General features: G+C 39.3%; 18 protein-coding genes. All 18 read right to left on the bottom strand.

The window, feature by feature from the left end:
- Window positions 1-4 precede the first annotated feature (4 nt).
- Window positions 5-601 carry an RNA polymerase sigma-70 factor gene (locus SOM16_RS07890; RefSeq protein ID WP_320463450.1) on the bottom strand — a complete coding sequence of 199 codons (597 nt, stop codon included), beginning with the start codon at window positions 599-601 and terminating at the stop codon, window positions 5-7.
- A gap of 304 nt (window positions 602-905) precedes the next feature.
- The gene (locus SOM16_RS07885) at window positions 906-1178 is read right to left on the bottom strand and encodes a UBP-type zinc finger domain-containing protein (RefSeq protein WP_320463449.1); all 273 of its coding nucleotides are present in this window, start codon (window positions 1176-1178) and stop codon (window positions 906-908) included.
- A gap of 2 nt (window positions 1179-1180) precedes the next feature.
- Window positions 1181-2425 (bottom strand): FAD-dependent oxidoreductase, encoded by a 1245-nt coding sequence (locus SOM16_RS07880; protein WP_320463448.1) that lies wholly within the window; start codon window positions 2423-2425, stop codon window positions 1181-1183.
- 185 nt (window positions 2426-2610) lie between these two features.
- Complete coding sequence (locus tag SOM16_RS07875) at window positions 2611-4698, bottom strand: sigma-54-dependent Fis family transcriptional regulator (RefSeq protein WP_320463447.1); 2088 nt, start codon at window positions 4696-4698, stop codon at window positions 2611-2613.
- A gap of 518 nt (window positions 4699-5216) precedes the next feature.
- Complete coding sequence (locus tag SOM16_RS07870; protein WP_320463446.1) at window positions 5217-6164, bottom strand: D-2-hydroxyacid dehydrogenase family protein; 948 nt, start codon at window positions 6162-6164, stop codon at window positions 5217-5219.
- Between the two features lie 11 nt (window positions 6165-6175).
- Window positions 6176-7594 carry an alpha-L-fucosidase gene (locus tag SOM16_RS07865; RefSeq protein ID WP_320463445.1) on the bottom strand — a complete coding sequence of 473 codons (1419 nt, stop codon included), beginning with the start codon at window positions 7592-7594 and terminating at the stop codon, window positions 6176-6178.
- 23 nt (window positions 7595-7617) lie between these two features.
- The gene (locus SOM16_RS07860; protein ID WP_320463444.1) at window positions 7618-8244 is read right to left on the bottom strand and encodes a TMEM175 family protein; all 627 of its coding nucleotides are present in this window, start codon (window positions 8242-8244) and stop codon (window positions 7618-7620) included.
- A gap of 14 nt (window positions 8245-8258) precedes the next feature.
- On the bottom strand, window positions 8259-8873 hold the full coding sequence (locus SOM16_RS07855; RefSeq protein ID WP_320463443.1) for an alpha/beta hydrolase: 615 nt from the start codon (window positions 8871-8873) through the stop codon (window positions 8259-8261).
- Between the two features lie 11 nt (window positions 8874-8884).
- Window positions 8885-9187 carry a GNAT family N-acetyltransferase gene (locus SOM16_RS07850; protein ID WP_320463442.1) on the bottom strand — a complete coding sequence of 101 codons (303 nt, stop codon included), beginning with the start codon at window positions 9185-9187 and terminating at the stop codon, window positions 8885-8887.
- A gap of 6 nt (window positions 9188-9193) precedes the next feature.
- Complete coding sequence (locus SOM16_RS07845) at window positions 9194-10129, bottom strand: ring-cleaving dioxygenase (RefSeq protein WP_320463441.1); 936 nt, start codon at window positions 10127-10129, stop codon at window positions 9194-9196.
- 27 nt (window positions 10130-10156) lie between these two features.
- Window positions 10157-12457 carry a histidine kinase dimerization/phosphoacceptor domain -containing protein gene (locus SOM16_RS07840; protein WP_320463440.1) on the bottom strand — a complete coding sequence of 767 codons (2301 nt, stop codon included), beginning with the start codon at window positions 12455-12457 and terminating at the stop codon, window positions 10157-10159.
- Window positions 12457-13149: a YoaK family protein gene (locus SOM16_RS07835; protein ID WP_320463439.1), complete on the bottom strand. Its 693-nt coding sequence runs from the start codon at window positions 13147-13149 to the stop codon at window positions 12457-12459. The genes SOM16_RS07840 and SOM16_RS07835 overlap by 1 nt, the downstream gene beginning before the upstream one ends.
- A gap of 10 nt (window positions 13150-13159) precedes the next feature.
- Window positions 13160-13633, bottom strand: a complete 474-nt coding sequence (locus SOM16_RS07830; protein ID WP_320463438.1) for a DNA starvation/stationary phase protection protein — start codon at window positions 13631-13633, stop codon at window positions 13160-13162.
- 24 nt (window positions 13634-13657) lie between these two features.
- Window positions 13658-14092 (bottom strand): DoxX family protein, encoded by a 435-nt coding sequence (locus SOM16_RS07825; RefSeq protein WP_320463437.1) that lies wholly within the window; start codon window positions 14090-14092, stop codon window positions 13658-13660.
- A gap of 2 nt (window positions 14093-14094) precedes the next feature.
- Complete coding sequence (locus tag SOM16_RS07820; protein WP_320463436.1) at window positions 14095-15987, bottom strand: amidohydrolase; 1893 nt, start codon at window positions 15985-15987, stop codon at window positions 14095-14097.
- A 35-nt stretch (window positions 15988-16022) separates the two neighbouring features.
- Window positions 16023-16766, bottom strand: a complete 744-nt coding sequence (locus SOM16_RS07815; RefSeq protein ID WP_320463435.1) for a M17 family peptidase N-terminal domain-containing protein — start codon at window positions 16764-16766, stop codon at window positions 16023-16025.
- A gap of 18 nt (window positions 16767-16784) precedes the next feature.
- Window positions 16785-18164: an alginate export family protein gene (locus tag SOM16_RS07810; protein ID WP_320463434.1), complete on the bottom strand. Its 1380-nt coding sequence runs from the start codon at window positions 18162-18164 to the stop codon at window positions 16785-16787.
- Between the two features lie 18 nt (window positions 18165-18182).
- Window positions 18183-18815 carry a hydrolase gene (locus SOM16_RS07805; RefSeq protein WP_320463433.1) on the bottom strand — a complete coding sequence of 211 codons (633 nt, stop codon included), beginning with the start codon at window positions 18813-18815 and terminating at the stop codon, window positions 18183-18185.
- Window positions 18816-18982: the final 167 nt, after the last annotated feature.

Below are 18982 nucleotides of genomic sequence, written 5' to 3'. Positions count from 1 at the left end.
TTTTTTACCGCAGTAAGCCAGATGACAATAAAAAAAAGGTGAGTTTTGGATCTTTAAGCGCTGTTTTAAGTACCCGAAGTGCTTTTCCAATCTGGGTATCTACTGTTCTTGGCGATAAATTCAACTGATCGGCAATATTCTTTGAACTTAAACCTTCATTCCGACTCATTTTGAAGATAATCTTACACTTTTCAGGCAAACTATCTACAATTAAATCAACTTGCGATTGCAATTCTTTCATTTCTATAGAATGAAACTCATCGTCTTGTGCCCAAAGTTCAAAATGTTCTGACGATTCTAAAGAGATATCGTCCTTGCGAAATTGATGTTTGCCTATGAAATGATAGACTTCATACCTGAGGGCAGCATAGATGTAAGTTTTGAAAGTGTACTGGAGTTTTATATGCGGACTGTGCTTCCATATTTTGATAAAAAGCTCCTGAACAATCTCCTGTGCATCTTCCCTGCTTTTTACCCGATCAAATGCCTTTGCCAGCAATGCTTCCCAGTATCGATTATAGAGCTCATCAAAGGCTGACACTGCACCGTCTTTTAACATAGTGATCAGCGCTTCATCGGTATGGCTTTTTAAATTAGGCATTAAAACGGCTTGTTGGAAAAAACACTAATATAGAAAACAATATTGAATTCGAATAGTCTGGCCAGCACCAGCAACCGCTTCGTCGACATGTTGGTATCCACCAACTAATAAATAATAGATTAGGGAAATAACTTAAGGTGGTTGGTGAGATACCAACCAATAGGTTAAAGATATAGAATTCGAATAGACGGGCTAAAGCACAGTAACCACTTCATCTGCATATTGGTATCCACTAACTAAAAAACAATAGAGTAGGGAAATAACTTAGGGTGATTGGTGAGCCATCAACCCGTAAGTTAGCAGATTAATATTCAGCCATTTCATCATCAGGATAACAGTACAACCACCTTTCACCTGGTTCGGAAGAGATAACAACCGGATGCATTTCGGCTTTGCAATGATGAGACATGTGCTGCTCCGGAGATGAATCGCAACATAGAGTATGCCCACAGGTTTGACAGGTTCGTAGATGAACCCACTCGGTGCCCAGCCTTATGCATTCCTCACAAACTCGTTTTTGAGCAAGTTTTAATTCTTTTATCGCCGCGATATGGCTACAAATTCCAGTGCTTTCCATAATTATAATTTTGATAAATATTGATGAACTTGTGTAACTGCCATTGCCCCCTCGCCTACTGCTGATGCCACTCTTTTAACAGAATTAAATCTAACATCGCCTGCGGCAAAAGAACCCGGCACACTGGTTTCTAAATGATAAGGAGGACGGTCTGCTTCCCAACACATTTTATATTGATCCAGGTTTATCAAATCATTCCCCGTATAAAGATAACCGTTTCTATCTCTGCAAATGGCCGTTTCTGAGGCCCATTCGGTATTGGGTTTTCCCCCAATGCAGATAAACAATTTCGAAGTTTCGTGCCAGTTTTCAGCCCCGGTTTCGCTGTTTAAGATTTTAATCCGTTGTAAATAATCATCGCCCTGGAGTGCGGTAACCTCCGAATAATACAACACATGAATATTTTTAATGTTGGCAATCCTGGTGATCAGATACTGGGAAAGTGTTTCAGAAAGATTCCCTTTTCTGATCACCATAAACACTTGCCTGGCGAAGCCAGAAAAATAGGTAGCTGCCTGCCCTGCGGAATTACCGCCACCCACAATATACAAATCTTTATCTTCACAGAAAGCCGCCTCGCTTGCACCTGCACCATAATAAACGCCTTTGTGAAAAAATTGAATTTCATCAGGAAGATTTAATCTTGCGTATTCTACCCCGGTGGCACAAATATTTGTTTTGGCAACTAATTTTTCGCCAGAGGCAAAATCAACATGAATTTTATTATCATAAAAAGTTCCCTTAATTCCTTCCTTTAAAAGCAAAATCTCGACACCAAACTTTAAAGCCTGTTGCCTTGCTCTTTCGGCCAGGTTAGCACCAGAGATTCCCTCTGGAAAGCCTAAATAATTTTCAATTAAAGAACTGGTACCTGCTTGTCCGCCAATAGCCTCGCGCTCAATTAAAATAGTTTTTAAACCCTCAGATGCGGCGTAAACAGCAGCACTTAAGCCGGCCGGACCCGCACCGTAAATCGAAAGATCATATTCCGTGTATTTAGGTTGGGTAATCCACCCTAGATTACAGGCAATTTGTGCTAAACTTGGGTTAATAATTACTTTTCCATCAGGAAACTCGATAACGGGATGTTTATCAGGATTGTTGAAAGAAGTAATCCCCTGGCCCCGGCCGAGGTGATCAAAAGAAATATCAATCCACTCGAAATCGACAACGCTGCGCTTTAAAAAATCTCTTATTGGATATATTTCAGGTGAATCTGGTTTGCCGTAAAGTTTAAGCTTGTTCATATCTTATTTCTCAATCGATTAGTACTCCTCATTAAATTAATGGTTACCACCTACAATAATTAATTTAGCAAGAACAATACCTACTTACAACAAATTGTATTCCAACACCTTAAGCTAAAATTAAAAAACATAAATTACTTTATTTCGCTAATTTACGAGCAGATAAAACCAATGAATGCTATGGGCTAGAACATATGCCTTTTAGCCAAACCTAATTTTTTAATTTTCGAATTCAGCGTTGTAGCCGGAACGCCCAGCAACCTCGCGGCCCCGTTCGGACCAGAAATTTTGCCATTGCATGATTGTAAAACCGCAAAAATATGATCACGTTCATTTTCGAAAATAGTTTTAACGGCCGTCATCGTTGTTGGTGTTGTTGCCTTTGAACTACCCGGAATTTCCACTTCTTTAATGATGTTGCCCGTTGTGATTAAAATTTGCCTTTCGATTAAATGTTCTAATTCTCTCACATTTCCAGGCCAACTGTAACCTACCATAGCGGCAATTGCTTTTTTAGAAAACCCTTGCAACTTTCGGTTTAATTTCTGAGCGAACTTGTTAAGAAAATGCTGAGCCAAGACAGGTATATCCATCTTTCTGTTTCTTAATGGAGGCAATAATACCGGAAAAACATTTAACCTGTAAAATAAATCCTGCCTAAATCTTCCTGCATTTACTTCTTCTAAAAGGTTGCGGTTTGTAGCAGAAATTATCCTCACATCAACCGGAATAGTTGTTTTTCCACCAACCCGTTCTAGTTCTTTTTCTTGTAAAACCCTTAATAATTTAACCTGTAAATCTAATGATAGCTCCCCTATTTCATCTAAAAAAATGGTGCCTTTGTGGGCTTGTTCGAATTTACCAATCCGCCTTTCTGTAGCTCCGGTAAAACTTCCTCGTTCGTGACCAAAGAGTTCAGATTCAATTAAATTTGGCGGAATAGCTGCGCAGTTAACTTTGATCATTGGTTTCTGCTTTCTGCCAGATGCATCATGAACAGCTTTAGCAATAAGTTCTTTTCCTGTTCCTGTTTCACCTAAAATTAACACCGTTGTTTCTGATGACGATACCAGATCAAGCAATTTAAAAACTTGCTGCATCTCCACACTGTTTCCAACAATAACAGGGTGCGTATAAAATTGATCGGTCTCTTCGGTTTTATGAATGGCATAGGCAGAAAGTTGTGCTGACTGGATAGCGAGCTCCATTTGTAGCTGTTTGATTCTTTCTTCGGCAAGCAGCTGTTCTATTGGCCAACTTATAATGCTTGATACGGCCTTTAAAACTTCTGCTTTTTCATGGCTCATTTCTAAAGGTTGCTTAAACCCAACTAAAACCTGACCGAAAAGCTTTTTCTGTTGCGTTAACGGAAGGGCTAGGATGTATTTTATCTCCATCTTTTTCCATAAATCCAGCTGCTCTTTTTTTGCTATTTGCTCGCCTTTTGTACTTAAATCTAAAAGCTGAAAATCAGTATTTATTGATGTTAAATTGATTAAAAAATCCGGATGTGGTTTAATTAAAAGCTTGCAATAACCGGCATTAAAATCATCGCAAAAATAGCGCTCAATAAAATTTGCGATTTGATCATGCGCTTTAATACCTGATAAATCATTCACAAGCTGATCAAGTGATTTGGAAATATCCGGATCACCACCTCGTTTTACCTTAGCTCCTGTTTGCTGATTTTTCGGAGTTTCTCTTTCAGCCATCACCTGGAGTAAACCAGCCAGAAATTCGGCGATGTTACAACAAAAGGTTAAACCGTCTGCACTTAATTCGCGGTCGTGGTTATGGAGTTCAAAAGTCCCGAATGTTCGGCCGTTGCGCTCTAATGGAATGTAGCAGTGAAAATGATATTCTGTTGAATGATTAGTTAAGCAGTGATTTTCGCCAAAATCTTCGACCCAGTTTTGCCTGGATTTAAGAACAGGAAAATCAAATTCAGCAATTTGTTTGGTAATGAGTGAAAGACTTACCGGATCAGAAACCGTTTCTGTACAGGAAATTTCTCCAGAATTTACTTCGGCAAGATAAGCCCGTGTGATGTGGTTCATTTCTTCGTTATAGAGAACGAGTACACCACAATCAATTGAAAATAAGGGATGCAGTTTAGAAAATACACCTTGAAATAATTCTGACAAGCTAAAACATTTTTCATTTTCAGCATGCATGGAAGCTAAATCTTCAAAATAAGATCCAGGAATTTCCTTTTTATCAGGCGCTTCAAAATGCTTTAGAATCGAATCTGAATCTGTCTGGTTTTCGCTCATCTTTGCTTAAATAGATTTGTCTCTATAATTTTAATGGAAACAAAAGGTGATTAAATCTTGATAATTAATCCCAATCAACTACCTATTTAAAACATCTTATTCAGATAATTTGAAATAATAAAAAGCAGCTTTCTTAGGGATGAATATTCTTACACGCGCTCCCCGCGAATCCAAAGAACATGCCAGATTCAATAAAATAGCCTTAATGCATCTAATAGCTACATCGGGCGTTTTTCCATTAGCGATATTTCGCTAAATAGCGATTATTGAAAACGAAATACAGTAGCTATAAAAAATAACGGAAGATGTTATGGTGGCCTTTGTTGCGTGAAATACTTGGAAAGTATGGTATTGTGATCAAATTCGCGAAATTATTCAACACATGGACTCTGGAAATTAGATAAGTTGATTGATTATCCCTTCTGGCCAGCCTATAAGTGTAACCGAACAAATTGATTGCGCAAAAAAAAGCCCTGAGTTATTTTTCAAACTCAGGGCGAAATATTAATTGATCTACCTTATTCTTTAGGATTTTCCTGCAACCACTTCGATAGAATTTCCACCGTATCGGTAAAGAAAAGACGGTAAGTATCTTCGGTTACGAAGCCTATATGTGGGGTAGCCAAAACATTTTTGAATGTTCTGAATGGATGATTTGCATCAAGTGGTTCCTTATCGAAAACATCTAAAGCTACGCCAGCAATTTGATGTTTTTGCAAGGCATTTATAAGCGCTTTTTCGTCAACTAGAGGGCCACGCGAAGTATTAATTAAATAGGCTGTAGATTTCATTAATGCCAAATCTGCCTCGCCCACAATTCCCTTACTCCTATCGCTTAACACCATGTGAACTGTTAAATAATCTGCCTCCTGAAAAAGGGTTTTCTTATCTACGTACCTGGCTCCACCTGCTAAGGCTTTTTCTGGCGTGAGGTTTTCACTCCAGGCAATCACATCCATATCAAATGCCTTAGCAACAGCGGCAACTTGCCCCCCTAAGTTACCAAGGCCTAATATGCCAAGCGTTTTACCTCTTAAATCGTTTCCCACCATGTGCTGCCATCTGCCCGCGCGTAAATTGGCATTCTCTTGCGGAATGTGTTTAGCCAGCGCCATTAATAATGCCCAGGTAAGTTCTAAAGCGCCGTGCCCCAGATAGCCCGTATTTTGCACTTCTATTCCTAATTTTTGAGCGCCTTCTACATCAATAGAGCGGTTTCTGGCTCCGGTAGAAACCACCAGCTTCAGGTTAGGGAGATTCATTAATAAACCGGCTGTTAATGGCGTTCTTTCCCGCATCACGCAGATAATATCAAAAGGCATCAAACGCTTTATGATTTCATCTTCTTCATGAAGATGATTATCAAAGATTTCGATATCAGCATGCGCTTTTACCGCATTCCAATCTGCAAATGATTTAGCTACATCCTGATAATCATCAAGTATGGCAATTTTATATCGTGACATATTTATAATTTTTAAGACCCTCTTTCATTAAACACCTGAAATTCGGCTATAGCAGGTGTATCTTTTGAATGTTCTATTCTAATCCGAACCTTATTCGCCCACAAGCGGTCAAACCTATGAATTTTTATTTTATCAGTCTTTGTGCCATCAACAATCTTCTTCCATTCTATGCCGTTCCAATATTCAAGTACATAACTATCGATGTTCGGTTTTTGTTCGGCAACAACAATCATGTTAATACCCTTTTCATTTTTAAAATCAATTTCGTACCAGCTTTTTTGGACTTCTTTATTAGATCGCCAGGAAGATTTGTAACTGTCATCATTTGCAAAATCCATAATATCCATATCATCACTCCAGGTCGAATTTGCAGCCTGTTTTAAAGCCAGGTTGCTGGAAATTATTGGAAGTTCGAGCGGTGGTAATGGAGTTGTAGCGCCCTCATTCTTCCATAACCTGCCAACTTCTTTTAATGATTCAATCGCATTATCATCAATTAAACCATCCCGGTTGGGGGCAACATTTAGAATAAAGTTACAACTTGCCATATTTAAAGGCTTAATGAGGTTGTCTACAATTTCTTGTGGCTTTCTAACCGGAACGGTAGGAAAATCTGTTTTCCAAAACCACGAAGTATTAATTGGCAAACAAGCTAAAGATGGCATTACTTTACTTTCCTTATCCATCCGCTGACCTGCACCCATTTCATAGGTTTTAATATCAGTGTAATAAAGTCCCTCTGCAGGGTATTTAGCACCATTTAAATCCATGACCAAACAATCGGGCTGTAAGGTTTTAATCAAGGTGTAGATATCTTCAAATGGCACATCATCATAAGAAATTCTAGACCATGGTGCATCCCAGCCATCAATAATCAACGCCTCAATTTTACCATATTTGGTTAACAGTTCAGTTATTTGCTGCTTAATCATATCAATATGTTTTGGCGTAATCTGATTTGGCCTAAGCTTGTGGTGCGTATCCAGGATCGAATAATAAAGCATCACTTTTAATCCGTTTGCGCGAAAGGCATCTGTAAACTGCTTCACTACATCCTTACCATAAGGACTATTCATGACGTTGTAATCGGTACTTTTAGTATCCCAGATACAAAAACCACTATGGTGTTTTGTGGTTAAACAACCGTAACTCATATTGGCCGATTTTGCAGCTTTGGCCCATTGGTTCGCATCTAACTTTTTAGGGTTAAATAATTTTGGAGAGGCATCAGGGTCGGGCCAGTCGGCATTGGCATAAGTTGGAATATTATAGTGGATAAACATCCCAAAACGTAAATCGACAAACTGTTGCTGAAGTACATTTAATTTTTTAGCTGCTTCTGAGTTTTTAAACTGTGCCATTGCACTTATAGCAAAAAACAACATTATTACGGGTAGTAAAACGTTTTTGTGAATAGATCTGAGTTTCATTTTTTTGTTGGTTAATTGATTGTTTATGTAATTGGTGCTGATGTAAAATTAATTTTCCTGGAGGAGATTGCCCAGTAAATCCAAAGTAGAATACAGATCAAAAGTGCTGCATCCGGATAGAAAAAAGAACTGGCAAAGGCAATCAGATAGGTTGGAAAACCATATAAATAATTATTCCGAAGTTGTTTAATTGCCTGGTCGCTGATTCCTGGCCGCAATAAACTTTTATCTTTCGTAGCTTGTTGCCACAATAAATTAAAGGCAATGTTAACCAAAACAAAAATTCCGGTGTAAATGGTTACCGAAAATTGTTTAGCATCGCTGAGGTAAAATCTGGCGAGCAATGCACTCGGATAGGAAACAAGCGAAACCAGGAAAAGGATAAAGCCATTGGCAAACATTAACCCTGTGTTTCGCTTGTAGATTTGTTTAAATACTTTGTGGTGGTTAACCCAAATGATGAAAATACTAAAAAATGAAATGACAAAGGCAATATATGCTGGCCATTGACTGATTAACGTTTTAATAAGTGTGGCAGGGTTTCTGCCCACGTTAAATTCGGGCACATGAAGTTCAAGTACCAGTAAAGTAACCGCAATTGCAAAAACACCATCACTAAAAGCTTCAATCCTGGCCGTTTCTTTTTCCATTTTTAGTGTTTTTCTTAATCATTAAAAATTAATTTATTTACCTGTGCTATTTCTGCCCGGCTAATGGTATGACCCATATTTTCATAAATAATTTCAGTAACGTTTGCCCCCATTTCTTCCAGCAAAGCGGAACTTTCCTTTACCCGGCTTACCGGAACATGAAAATCCGGATCGCTGCTCCCGATAAAAATTGGTGTCCCATCGAAGTCGCCATGGTAATTTCTATGGTCTACCTGATCACCAATTACGCCTCCCGTAAAAGCCACCACACCACCATAGCGCGCAGCCTGCGATGCCGCAAATTCTAAAGCCAGGCAAGCGCCCTGAGAAAAGCCTAAAAAGTAAATTTGTTCTTTGGAAAAACCTTCTTTTTCCAAATCCACAACCACATCTTTTATCAATTTTAAAGCATTAGATAAAGATGGTTCATTTTCTGCTCTTGGCGATAAAAACGATTGTGGGTACCAGCTATTTCCTGGTGCTTGCGGCGCTACCAATGCGAATGAATCGACATTCAAATCGGCTGAAAGTGATAATATGTCGCGTGCGGAACCGCCACGACCATGAATCATCACCAGTACTTTTTCTGCAACAGCCAGGCTTTTGCCTGATTTTATGATTTCCTGCATTTTCTTAATTTTTAATTTTCGTTACTTTTATTCCAGATATCCCGGTAGCGCTCTTCGTGCCGCTTAAACTGCACGTGTACGTATGGGCACATGGGAATAACCATTAATTCATTTTCACGGGTATAGGCTACCATCGCATCTAACAGCATTTTAGCATAACCTTTACCTTCCTTTTCAGGTGCTATTTCGGTATGATAAACCGTTAAATCTTTCCCTTCGATATCGAAAATCATTTCGCCAACTTTTCCATCTTCGTCATAAAGATCAAATGAACTTGGCTCACCTTCCTGAATGTTTAATTTTACTTCTGCCATGATTGTTTAACTTAACTTTGGGAGTATTTTATCTAAACCTTCGCGTAAATGCTCGTGTTGGTGTGGCAACATTAAGTGTGTACCTAATTCGTTTAATGGTTCGTCTACAGTAAAACCCGGGTTTTCTGTAGCGATTTCGAAAAGTACGCCTCCGGGTTCTCGGAAATACAGGGAATAGAAATAATCTCTGTCTATTTTAGGCGTAATGTTAAGGTTTTTACTCAAAATTTTCTCCCTGAATTCCATTTGAGTGGCTTCATCTTTAACCCTGAAGGCCACATGATGATTAGTTCCCGAAGCATTTCTACCGCGAATACCAGCAGGTGTTTCCAACAAATCTACAATTGATGCATTTTCTACAGCATCGGTAATAAACCGGTAACGATTTCCCTCTTGCGCCAGTAAACGATAACCAAAAATATCAGTTAAAATTTTAGCGGTCTCCTCTATTTTCTGAAGGGTTAAAGTGGTACTATGGAAACCCCTTGTTGCCGTATTGTTCTTGATTTCATCCGTTTCCCAGGGCTTGCGCAGATCTTCCGCTTTCGGCACGATTAAACTCAATGATAAGCCATCCGGATCTTTAAAGGCCAGGAACTGCTCACCGAAACGTTCTGCTATATCTTTGGTTTTGATGTTGGCTTGGCCTAATCTATCGAGCCAGAAATCTAAACTTCCCTGTGGTACAGCGTATCCGATTTCTGTGGCCATTCCAACGCCTTCCGTCCCTTGCCCAATGCCATCCCAGGGGAAGAAAGTCAAAATCGTTCCGGCGGAGCCAGTTTCATCTCCGTAATATAAGTGATAGGTTTCCGGATCGTCAAAATTTACGGTTTTTTTTACCAGGCGTAAACCCATGGTTTTAGTATAAAAATCGAAATTCTGCTGTGCATTTCCAGCAATTGCGGTAATGTGGTGCAGTCCTAAAATAGTATTATTCATATCGTTTAAATTTTATTTATTGTATAACTAACTTAATTTATCAGTAGATTTTTGTGCCAGTTCGTTGTGTTTTTTAAAGCGAACATCAAGGATTAACCCATTATCATTCCACATTTTTATCTGGCCGTTTAACTGTTCGGTTAAACCTGTCATTAAACTCATTCCCAGTGATTTGGTATTTTCAGGTTCAAAACCATCTGGCAAGCCTATCCCATTATCTGCTATTTTTAGTTCACAGATTTCACCTTCAGCCATTAAAAATGAAATATGAACCGTGCCTTTTCTCTCATGAGGGAAAGCATATTTTATGGTATTACTAATGGCCTCGTTTAAAATTAAACCTAGTGGAACGGCCTGAGCAACATCCAGTTTAATGGATTCGGTTTCAAGTGTGAATTGTACTTTTCTATCGGTACTAAAACACTCTATCATGTAATCTACCAGCTCTTTGATGTACCATTTCATATCTATTTCTGCCAGATTATCAGATTGATAAAGCCTTTGGTGAATGAGCGACATGGCATGCATGCGGTGCTGACTATTTCTTATGGCGACCAATGCATCATCATTATCCAAATATGCCGACTGAGTATTCAGCAAACTGATTACGATTTGTAAATTATTTTTAACCCGATGATGTATTTCCCGAAGAAGCCACTCCTTTTCGCCTAAAATTTTCTTAAGTAAATCATTTTGGGCATTAATTTCCTTCTGCTTTTGCTCCAAAATTAAATTACTCTGTTTCTTTAAGCGGTATCGGTTATAAATCAATCCCACAAAAATAATCGCGACTAAAAGGCCAGCGATAAAAATGTACCGAACATGCCCTTCACGCTCAATCCGAACCTTTTGCAGCTGATTATTCTGACTCAATAAAGCAATGTCTTTATCTTTTTTCTCCGTTTGATATTCAATTTCCAAACCCGAAAGCTGCTTATTTTTATCGTTAAAAAATATAGAATCTGCCAACCGCTTGTATTCCTTATAATGTGCAATGGCAGACCATGGCTTGTTCAATGCAGAATCTACTGCAAACCATAACCGATGTACCTGAGAAAGCACAATGACGTTGCCCTGAGTAGCAGCTTGCTTTTCATGTGCTTTTAAATACTCATCAGCCATTACAAACTTCCGCTCATATATCAGCTTTCTGATGATACTTCTGTAAAGCAAAGTTTGATTGGGATCATCATCAGGCAGCTCTTGATGAAAGTTTAACAGCACCTTAAAATATGGCGATGCTTTCGCATATTGATGTAAATCGTAGTAACTGTTAAATAAAATATACGGAATCCGAAGTTTCATATAAGTATCCGTTGAAGGGTATTTTCGCGCCATTTCCTGCAGCGTTTCAATGCCTTCTTCAATTTTTTTCATCCTGATTAAAACAGTGGCAATATTTGCAATAATCGTTTGCAAATAACCGCTGTCATGATAAACTTCGGCAATCCGCCTCGCTTCTGTCCAATACTCCAGGGCTTTCTTATCATTGCGTAAATAGAAATAAATTAACCCGAGGTGATTACAGATCGAACTTTTCTGCAAACTCGTATCGCCCAGTTTATCTGCAGTTTTTTCTGCCAGCAAACCATATTTTAAAGCATTAGAAAAGTTACCAGCATCCGTATTGGCGATACACATATTATTGTATATCCCTTGTAATTCTGTAAAATTGATGGATTTATACACCAAAAGTGATGAATCCATTAACTTGAGCGCTTCCTCAGATTGGCCTTTTAAAGTGTAATAATCGCCAAGGTTTTTAAGCGAATTTCCTTCTTCCAGTTTGTTGCCGGATTGACGATATAGTTTTAAAGATTTCCAGTTAAATGTGATCTTTTTGTCTAAATCTTTTCCTTCGTTCCCATAAAGTTGACCCATTGCCGAAAACGCCGCTGCCAATTGGTCTTTTAAATCCTTCTTTGTTGCGTATTGAATAGCTTGTTGATATGTTTTTTCTGCAGAAATTTTATCTCCTGATTCCCGTGCAATATTTCCGCTCAACACCAAAACATCGGCAATAGCTTTCGGATAATCTATTCGATCAGCCAAAGTCAGTGCTTTATTTTTATATTGAGTTGCCTTTGCTAAATCAGCTTTTAATTCGCCGGGTAAATTGAGGTAGTAAGTTCCAATACCTATTAACAGATCAACTTTATCTTCACCATCGTTAAGCTTTTCAAGTCTGGCAAGTGCCTTTTCAAATGCTACTGTGGTTTTAATATCCTGGCCTTTTAACAGACCAGGAATGATTAAAACCAGCAGTACAAAAAACAGATATCTAATCAATTTTACTACAGCAACATTATGGAAAACGTTATTTATCATCAGGCCGATTTAGTTTCTCTTGTATTTGCCCGGGTAGTGTAATAGCAGATTACCATGGCAATACCTGGCAAAAAGATTCCTACTAAACCAAATAGTTTACCCACCAACGCCCCCAACAAACAACCTGCTAAAAATCCACCCAGCGTAACTAAACCTCTGGATATTCCTGCAAGGAAATCGGCATTTTTAAACCCGGAGTTGCAATATGACCTGATGTCTAACGCAAACTGAGTGACGTTACCTGTCATCATGGTGGTTGGGCCAAATGTATCTTTAGCGAAGAGTTTGCCAAAAGCATTTTGTAAGCCCATGGCAATCACCACAATCATGGTTACTACATACATTGGCCAGGTAACTTCTCCATTATCGATGTAGCCCAGCGAATAAGCAATTACACCACCAATGAGAAGTATAATGCCTTCGCATAAAAGCAGCAGATGCCTGTTTGAAAATTTTGCGGCTATCCAGCCACCAAGCATCACAGCGACCATAAACATGGGGAAAGTAAGCAGTTTAATCCATGCATCTCCATCAGCGCCTTTTATCATTTGATAGGCAAATACAATAAAGTTACCCGTTACATGAGCCGAAAATATCTTATCGGCAGCAACAAAAGTAATGCTATCACAATAACCCGCTATAATGGTTAATACCAGGGTTACAAACCAGATATTAGGTTGTTTTTCTTCCATTTTTTATGTTTTAAGATAAATGTGCTCTTAACATCCAAGCCATGGTTTCATGCGTTTCCATTAAGCCTGTTATGTAATCGCTGGTTCCGGCATCTTTCAGCGGACCTGCATAATTATTAATGTTTTCCCTTAAGTGAATAAGTATGCTTTCGTGGTCTTCAAGTAATGTTTTGATGTAAGTCTGTGCATCATTTTTACCGCGATCATCCTCGGTTAAATGCGTTAACGCTAAAAATTCTTTAAGTGATGCAGGTGCATAATGTCCCAATTTTCGAATCCGTTCGGCAACCTCATCAACAATATTTTCCAACTGCGTATATTGCGCTTCGAAAAACTTGTGCTTGTTGTAAAAGTCTGGCCCCTCAATGTTCCAGTGTGCTTTACGTGTTTTGGTGTATAAAACGTATTCATCAGCAAGAATTTTGCTTAACGAATGTGCAACCGCTGCTAGGTTGTCTGGGCTGATTCCAATTTTAGCTTCCATAATTTTAATGTTTAATTGATGTGGTTAATTAAAAAAAGTTTGTAATAAATAGTAGTCGATTGAAAAAGTACCTGGCCCTATTGCCCATAAAAAGAGCATGGCCAAAGTGTACATGTAAGGCACATCTTTTACTTCGATAGCGTCTCTTCTGTGTACAACAAAGTATCCTATTGCGGTTACCCCAATAGATGGTAAAAGGAAAAGGCGGGTTCCAACACCTATTGCAACCAGAAAAGGCACAACGGTATCAGAAAATGTGGCCACCAAACCATTCAGTTTATCAGGTAAACCTAAGGGATTTGGCACATGTTCCTTTTCTCCATTTTGCACACGAAACTTTTTCATTCCGTGTACCCTGAAAAGTTCTAGCATGAGCAAAACCCTGAATAGTAAAACGGCTATATTGTTAAATTCCGAACCTAAATCGGAATAAAGCAGGTATTTGATTAAATTTTCCATTGTTAAAAAGCAAAGCATGAACAACCTAATGCACCCCAGAAGGCGGTGTAATTATTTACTGGCAGATTACTTGTCCTCACCGCATCGTGATTGTGCGCATGAACACCGCAACTACCTACGCAAGCGTGAACTGAAGCTAGCACTGAACCGGAACCGTTTGCGCCTTTGGTGTTTCCCTGCTGATTGGCTTTATGATGAGCTGCAGCATAATAGCCATTGTAACTATTGGTTGGCGACCAATCTGGCAGAATAGGGATTTTTGGTGGTGAAAACGAAGAAAAATCGCCCTTGGCATAAACAATTTTGCCATCAACAATGGTCAGATCAGATTCGATTCCTTTGATATCATCATCCGGTACTTCAAAATAATCGCGGTTAAGTACCGCTAAATCTGCTAGCATACCCACTGCAATATCGCCTTTCTTTTGCTGCTCATTGGAGAACCAGGCACTGCCACGGGTATAAAGTTCCAAAGCCGTTTCCCTGGTTAGAACAGTATCCTCATTGTATATTTTTAATCCGCCAACGGTTTTACCTGCCGTTAACCAAAACATCGACACCCAGGGATTATAACTGCTCACACGGGTGGCATCAGAACCACCACCAACAGGAACTTCCATTTCGAGCATTTTCTTTACAGGAGGCGTTTGTAAAGCTGCTTTTTCGCCATAACGATCTGTAAAATATTCACCCTGATAGGCCATTCTGCTTTGAATTGCTATTCCACCACCCAATGCTTTTACACGTTCTATATTTCGCTCATCAATGGTTTCTGCATGGTCGAAAATCCATGGTAAACCTGCAAAAGGAATATCAAGATTTACTTTTTCGAAGACATTTAAAAACCTGCTGATGCTTTCGTTATAAGTAGCATGCAATCTAAACGGCCACCTTTTCTCTACTAGTAAACGAACAACACGTTCCAATTCAGCTTCCATGTTTTCGGGCAAATCTGGTCTGGGTTGAAGAAAATCTTCAAAGTCTGCTGCCGAGAAAACCAACATTTCGCCTGCACCATTATGGCGATACATATCATCACCCTGGTACAGATTAACCAAATTTGTCCAGTTATCGAAATCTTCAAACTCTTGTTTCGGGCGCTGGGTAAATAAGTTATAGGCAATTCTAACAGTTAATTGTTTTTGCTCATTCAGTTCATTTACCACCTTATAATCGTCGGGGAAATTTTGAAAACCTCCACCCGCATCGATCACGCTGGTGATGCCAAAACGGTTAAGTTCTGTCATAAAATGCCGGGTAGAATTTACCTGATGTTCGTAAGAAAGTTTTGGCCCTTTTGCCAGAGTGGAGTACAAAATCATGGCGTTCGGACTCGCAATAATTAACCCCGTAGGCTCGCCATTTGCATCTCTCTGTATTTCGCCGCCCGGAGGCGCAGGTGTGTTTTTTGTATATCCAACCGCTCTTAAAGCCGCACGGTTCATAAAAGCCCGGTCGTACAAATGCAGAATAAAAACCGGTGTATCTGGCGAAACGGCATTAATTTCATCTAAGGTTGGCATTCGTCTTTCGGCAAATTGAAATTCAGACCACCCGCCCACTACACGGACCCATTGTGGCGATGGTGTTTTGTCTACCTGCTCTCTGAGCATCCGCATGGCACCTGCAAGAGATGGAACCCCATCCCAGCGCAGTTCTAAATTAAAGTTTAAACCACCGCGAATTAAATGGATATGAGAATCATTAATTCCGGGTACAACACGTTTTTTATCGAGGTTAACCAACTTTGTAGATGAACCCGAAAACTTCATGACTTCGCTATCATGACCAATGGCGATAAACTTCCCGTCTTTGATGGCAACAGCTGTTATCTCTGCTTTATGTTTGGCAATGGTATGAATTTTACCATTGAATAAAATCATATCTGCACTCATAATTTTTTCGTTTTTATTGAAATTTATTGGAGATATTAATTCTTAATCACAGAAATTGCTTCTTGAATGCCTTCTCCTGCGGTTGTAAAAAATGCCGGACCAGCCAACAATATTATTTTAGAAACTGGCTTAAAAGTTGACATATTTTTATCCTTCAACCAGGTTTGCGCACGGTAAGCCTCGAAAATTCCTTTTACCACATTACCAGCAACGAGTGCCGTTGGTGAATCAATTCCAGCGTCTTTTAAATCGCTGGCAAGAGCAAAATTGCTTACGCCAAGTTTGAGTGCCTCTCTCATGGCTACGCTTCCTACGCCGATCATTAAATCTGCGGTGAATTTATTTCGATCACCTAAGCCAATTAAAAGCAACTTCTTACCGCCGATAGTTCCTTTTGGTGGAGAAATTAAAATGGTTTCGTAAGCATGTCCAAGAAATTTTCCGTTTTTGCGCATTTCAGTCACCAAACCTTTCATATCCTGATCTAAATGAACCAGGCCATTTAATGCAGGCGGAAGTGCTGGCGGAGAAACGAAGATATCGCCTTCGGTATATTCAAACAGGCAGGCAACCTGTAAATCGCTCACTTGTGCCGATGGCCCCTGAACAACGCCTTCGATGGCTACACCATCAACCGTTCCCCAAATCTTGGATGTTCCAATTGCGGTAGTTTGTTGGGCAAATGCCGGAATACCTGTAATCAATACCGAAAATATGATCATGGCTGCCCATATAGTTCTGTTGGTTGATTTTACTGATTTAATGCTGCTGTTTTTCATGTTTTTATGTTTAATTCGTTAAAATTTAAATGAAATTTGAGTGTTAAAAAACTTTGAGTTGGCGAATTGAGGAACCAGGTCTTTTATAAAACTTCCTACCCTGAAATACTGCCCACCGCAACTAATTGACAGGTGATCGTTGAATTGATAATCTGCACTTAACAAGTAAGTTGTTCCAACAAAACGATGGTTAGAAAAAGAACCAGTGGTATTAAAGTTTCCGCTTGGGCGATAAATACCGTCATTAAGTGAATATCTCCAGTTAAAAACCACATCAGCCTGAACCGTTAACTGATCTGTTATCGTTAAGGTCAAGTACGGATGTAAATCAATCAGGTTTGAAGGGCCAATGAGTGGATTAAATCCAAAGTATCCACCTTTAGGATATAGTGGATTAAACGTTTGCAGCTTTCCGTCTCCTGCTTTTTTATCGCCGGAAATGTAATCGTTACGCAGATTAATGGAAGGTTTGAACTTAGTTTCTTCAAAGAGATATCCAAATTCTATTGCAGTTGTCCAGGCGTTGATTTGGCCATTTCCAAATTTCCCAAACTGGTAAGCGGCCTCCAAATTATAGATAAAACCGCCGCCACTTTTCCAGTATCGGGTCGCTAGCGTATGTCTAACTTCCTTCGCTATCCCCTCTTCAAATTCGGCATGGTCTCTTCTGGTTCCTAAATAGTAAAAATCAAAGTTGCCGCTTTTCTCTATATTTAAATTGGAATATACACCCCAGAGATTGGCCTGATGACTTGGTTTATTATCAAATACACCAAAATTAACTTCATCTGCCTGAAGGGCAAAAGCATCGAGAGTGAACTTAGGTGATGCGTACATCATTTTGGCCCCGGTAAAATACTGTCGAACCGTTGTTCCCTCTCTCACCGAAATTAATCTCCCTGAACCATAATTTATTTCCTGTCGGCCAACCCGAACAGCCAGTTTGTTACCTGATCTATTGAGTATGCGGTATTCTGCAAATAAGTTTTGTACTGCCAATTGATCTTCATCCACTGGCGATGGCCCATATTTGCTGCCATTTTCCAGGGCACTGTTGATTTGTGCAAAAAACCTCAGGCGTTTGCTGAAATTTAAATCGGCGTAGAGCGAATACCTTTGCAAGAACGATGAATTAAAACCCTGATCTTTTATCCAGTCTTCGTTAATTTTCCCTCCAAATTCTTCCCTGATTTCGCCACCAAAAGTGACGTAAACGTTCTTATCTGCCGAAAGCGGCATAAATTTTAGCGCTTTGTAAAAATTCCTGCTCGAATCTTTCAGGCTACTGTAATCCTCATCGTAACGCATTAGCTTAATGCTTTGCCCAAATGCATCTGTACTTAAATTACAGATGCAAAAGGCAAATATTATGGTCCAATGTGGATAACTAATGCTCATTTTATTTAGCAATGAGGATTAATGTTTAATCATTTTATGAGCGTATTGGATACCAATACCATAACCTGCACCGTATTTTTTCATCAAATCAGTTACCGGAACATAAGTTTCTGTTCTTGCCCAGTCTCTCTGAAGCTCTAAGATGTATTGTATAGCAGTTACTGGCTTTACACCTGCATGAACCATCCGCTGCACGGCACGTTCATGTGCCTCATTGCTTACATCGCCGCAAGCATCGGTAATTACAAAAACATCATAACCTTCTGCCATTGCAGATAATGCCGGGCCAACGATGCAAACACCTGTCCAAAGGCCTGCGAGTACAATTTTCTTTTTTCCTGCGCCAGTGATTGCCCGATAGGCAGGCTCATCTTCCCAGGTATTCATGGATGTTCTGTCTATATAATTTGTAGTGGCCTGTGGATAAAATTCTTCGATTTCTGGAAAAACCGGACCAGCAAAAGATTCTTCGGCAACAGTGGTTACAATTGTAGGTACATTAAAAATTTTAGATGCACCAGAAACGATTGCTACATTGGTACGAAGCTCCGTAATTGAAATGCTCTTGGTAGCGAAAGCCATTTGACCTTCGAAATCGATCAATACTAATACATGGTTTTCTGGAGATAATAAGTCTGGTGATGGTTTCATAATGATAATATTTTTGTTTCCTTCCATGTTCCAAGAAACATACCATCAGCCAAAAATCTATTAATCAAGCAATTAAGGTTTAATTGATAAATTTTGATTAACCATATATCGTTGATTTACGAATTGGGTATTGCAAGACATATATCATATTAGAAATTTAAGCCTGT

Source organism: Pedobacter sp. CFBP9032, assembly GCF_034045265.1.
Lineage (GTDB): Bacteria > Bacteroidota > Bacteroidia > Sphingobacteriales > Sphingobacteriaceae > Pedobacter.
The sequence above is the reverse complement of the archived record's forward strand: the minus strand, read 5'-3'. Positions and strand labels throughout refer to the sequence as shown.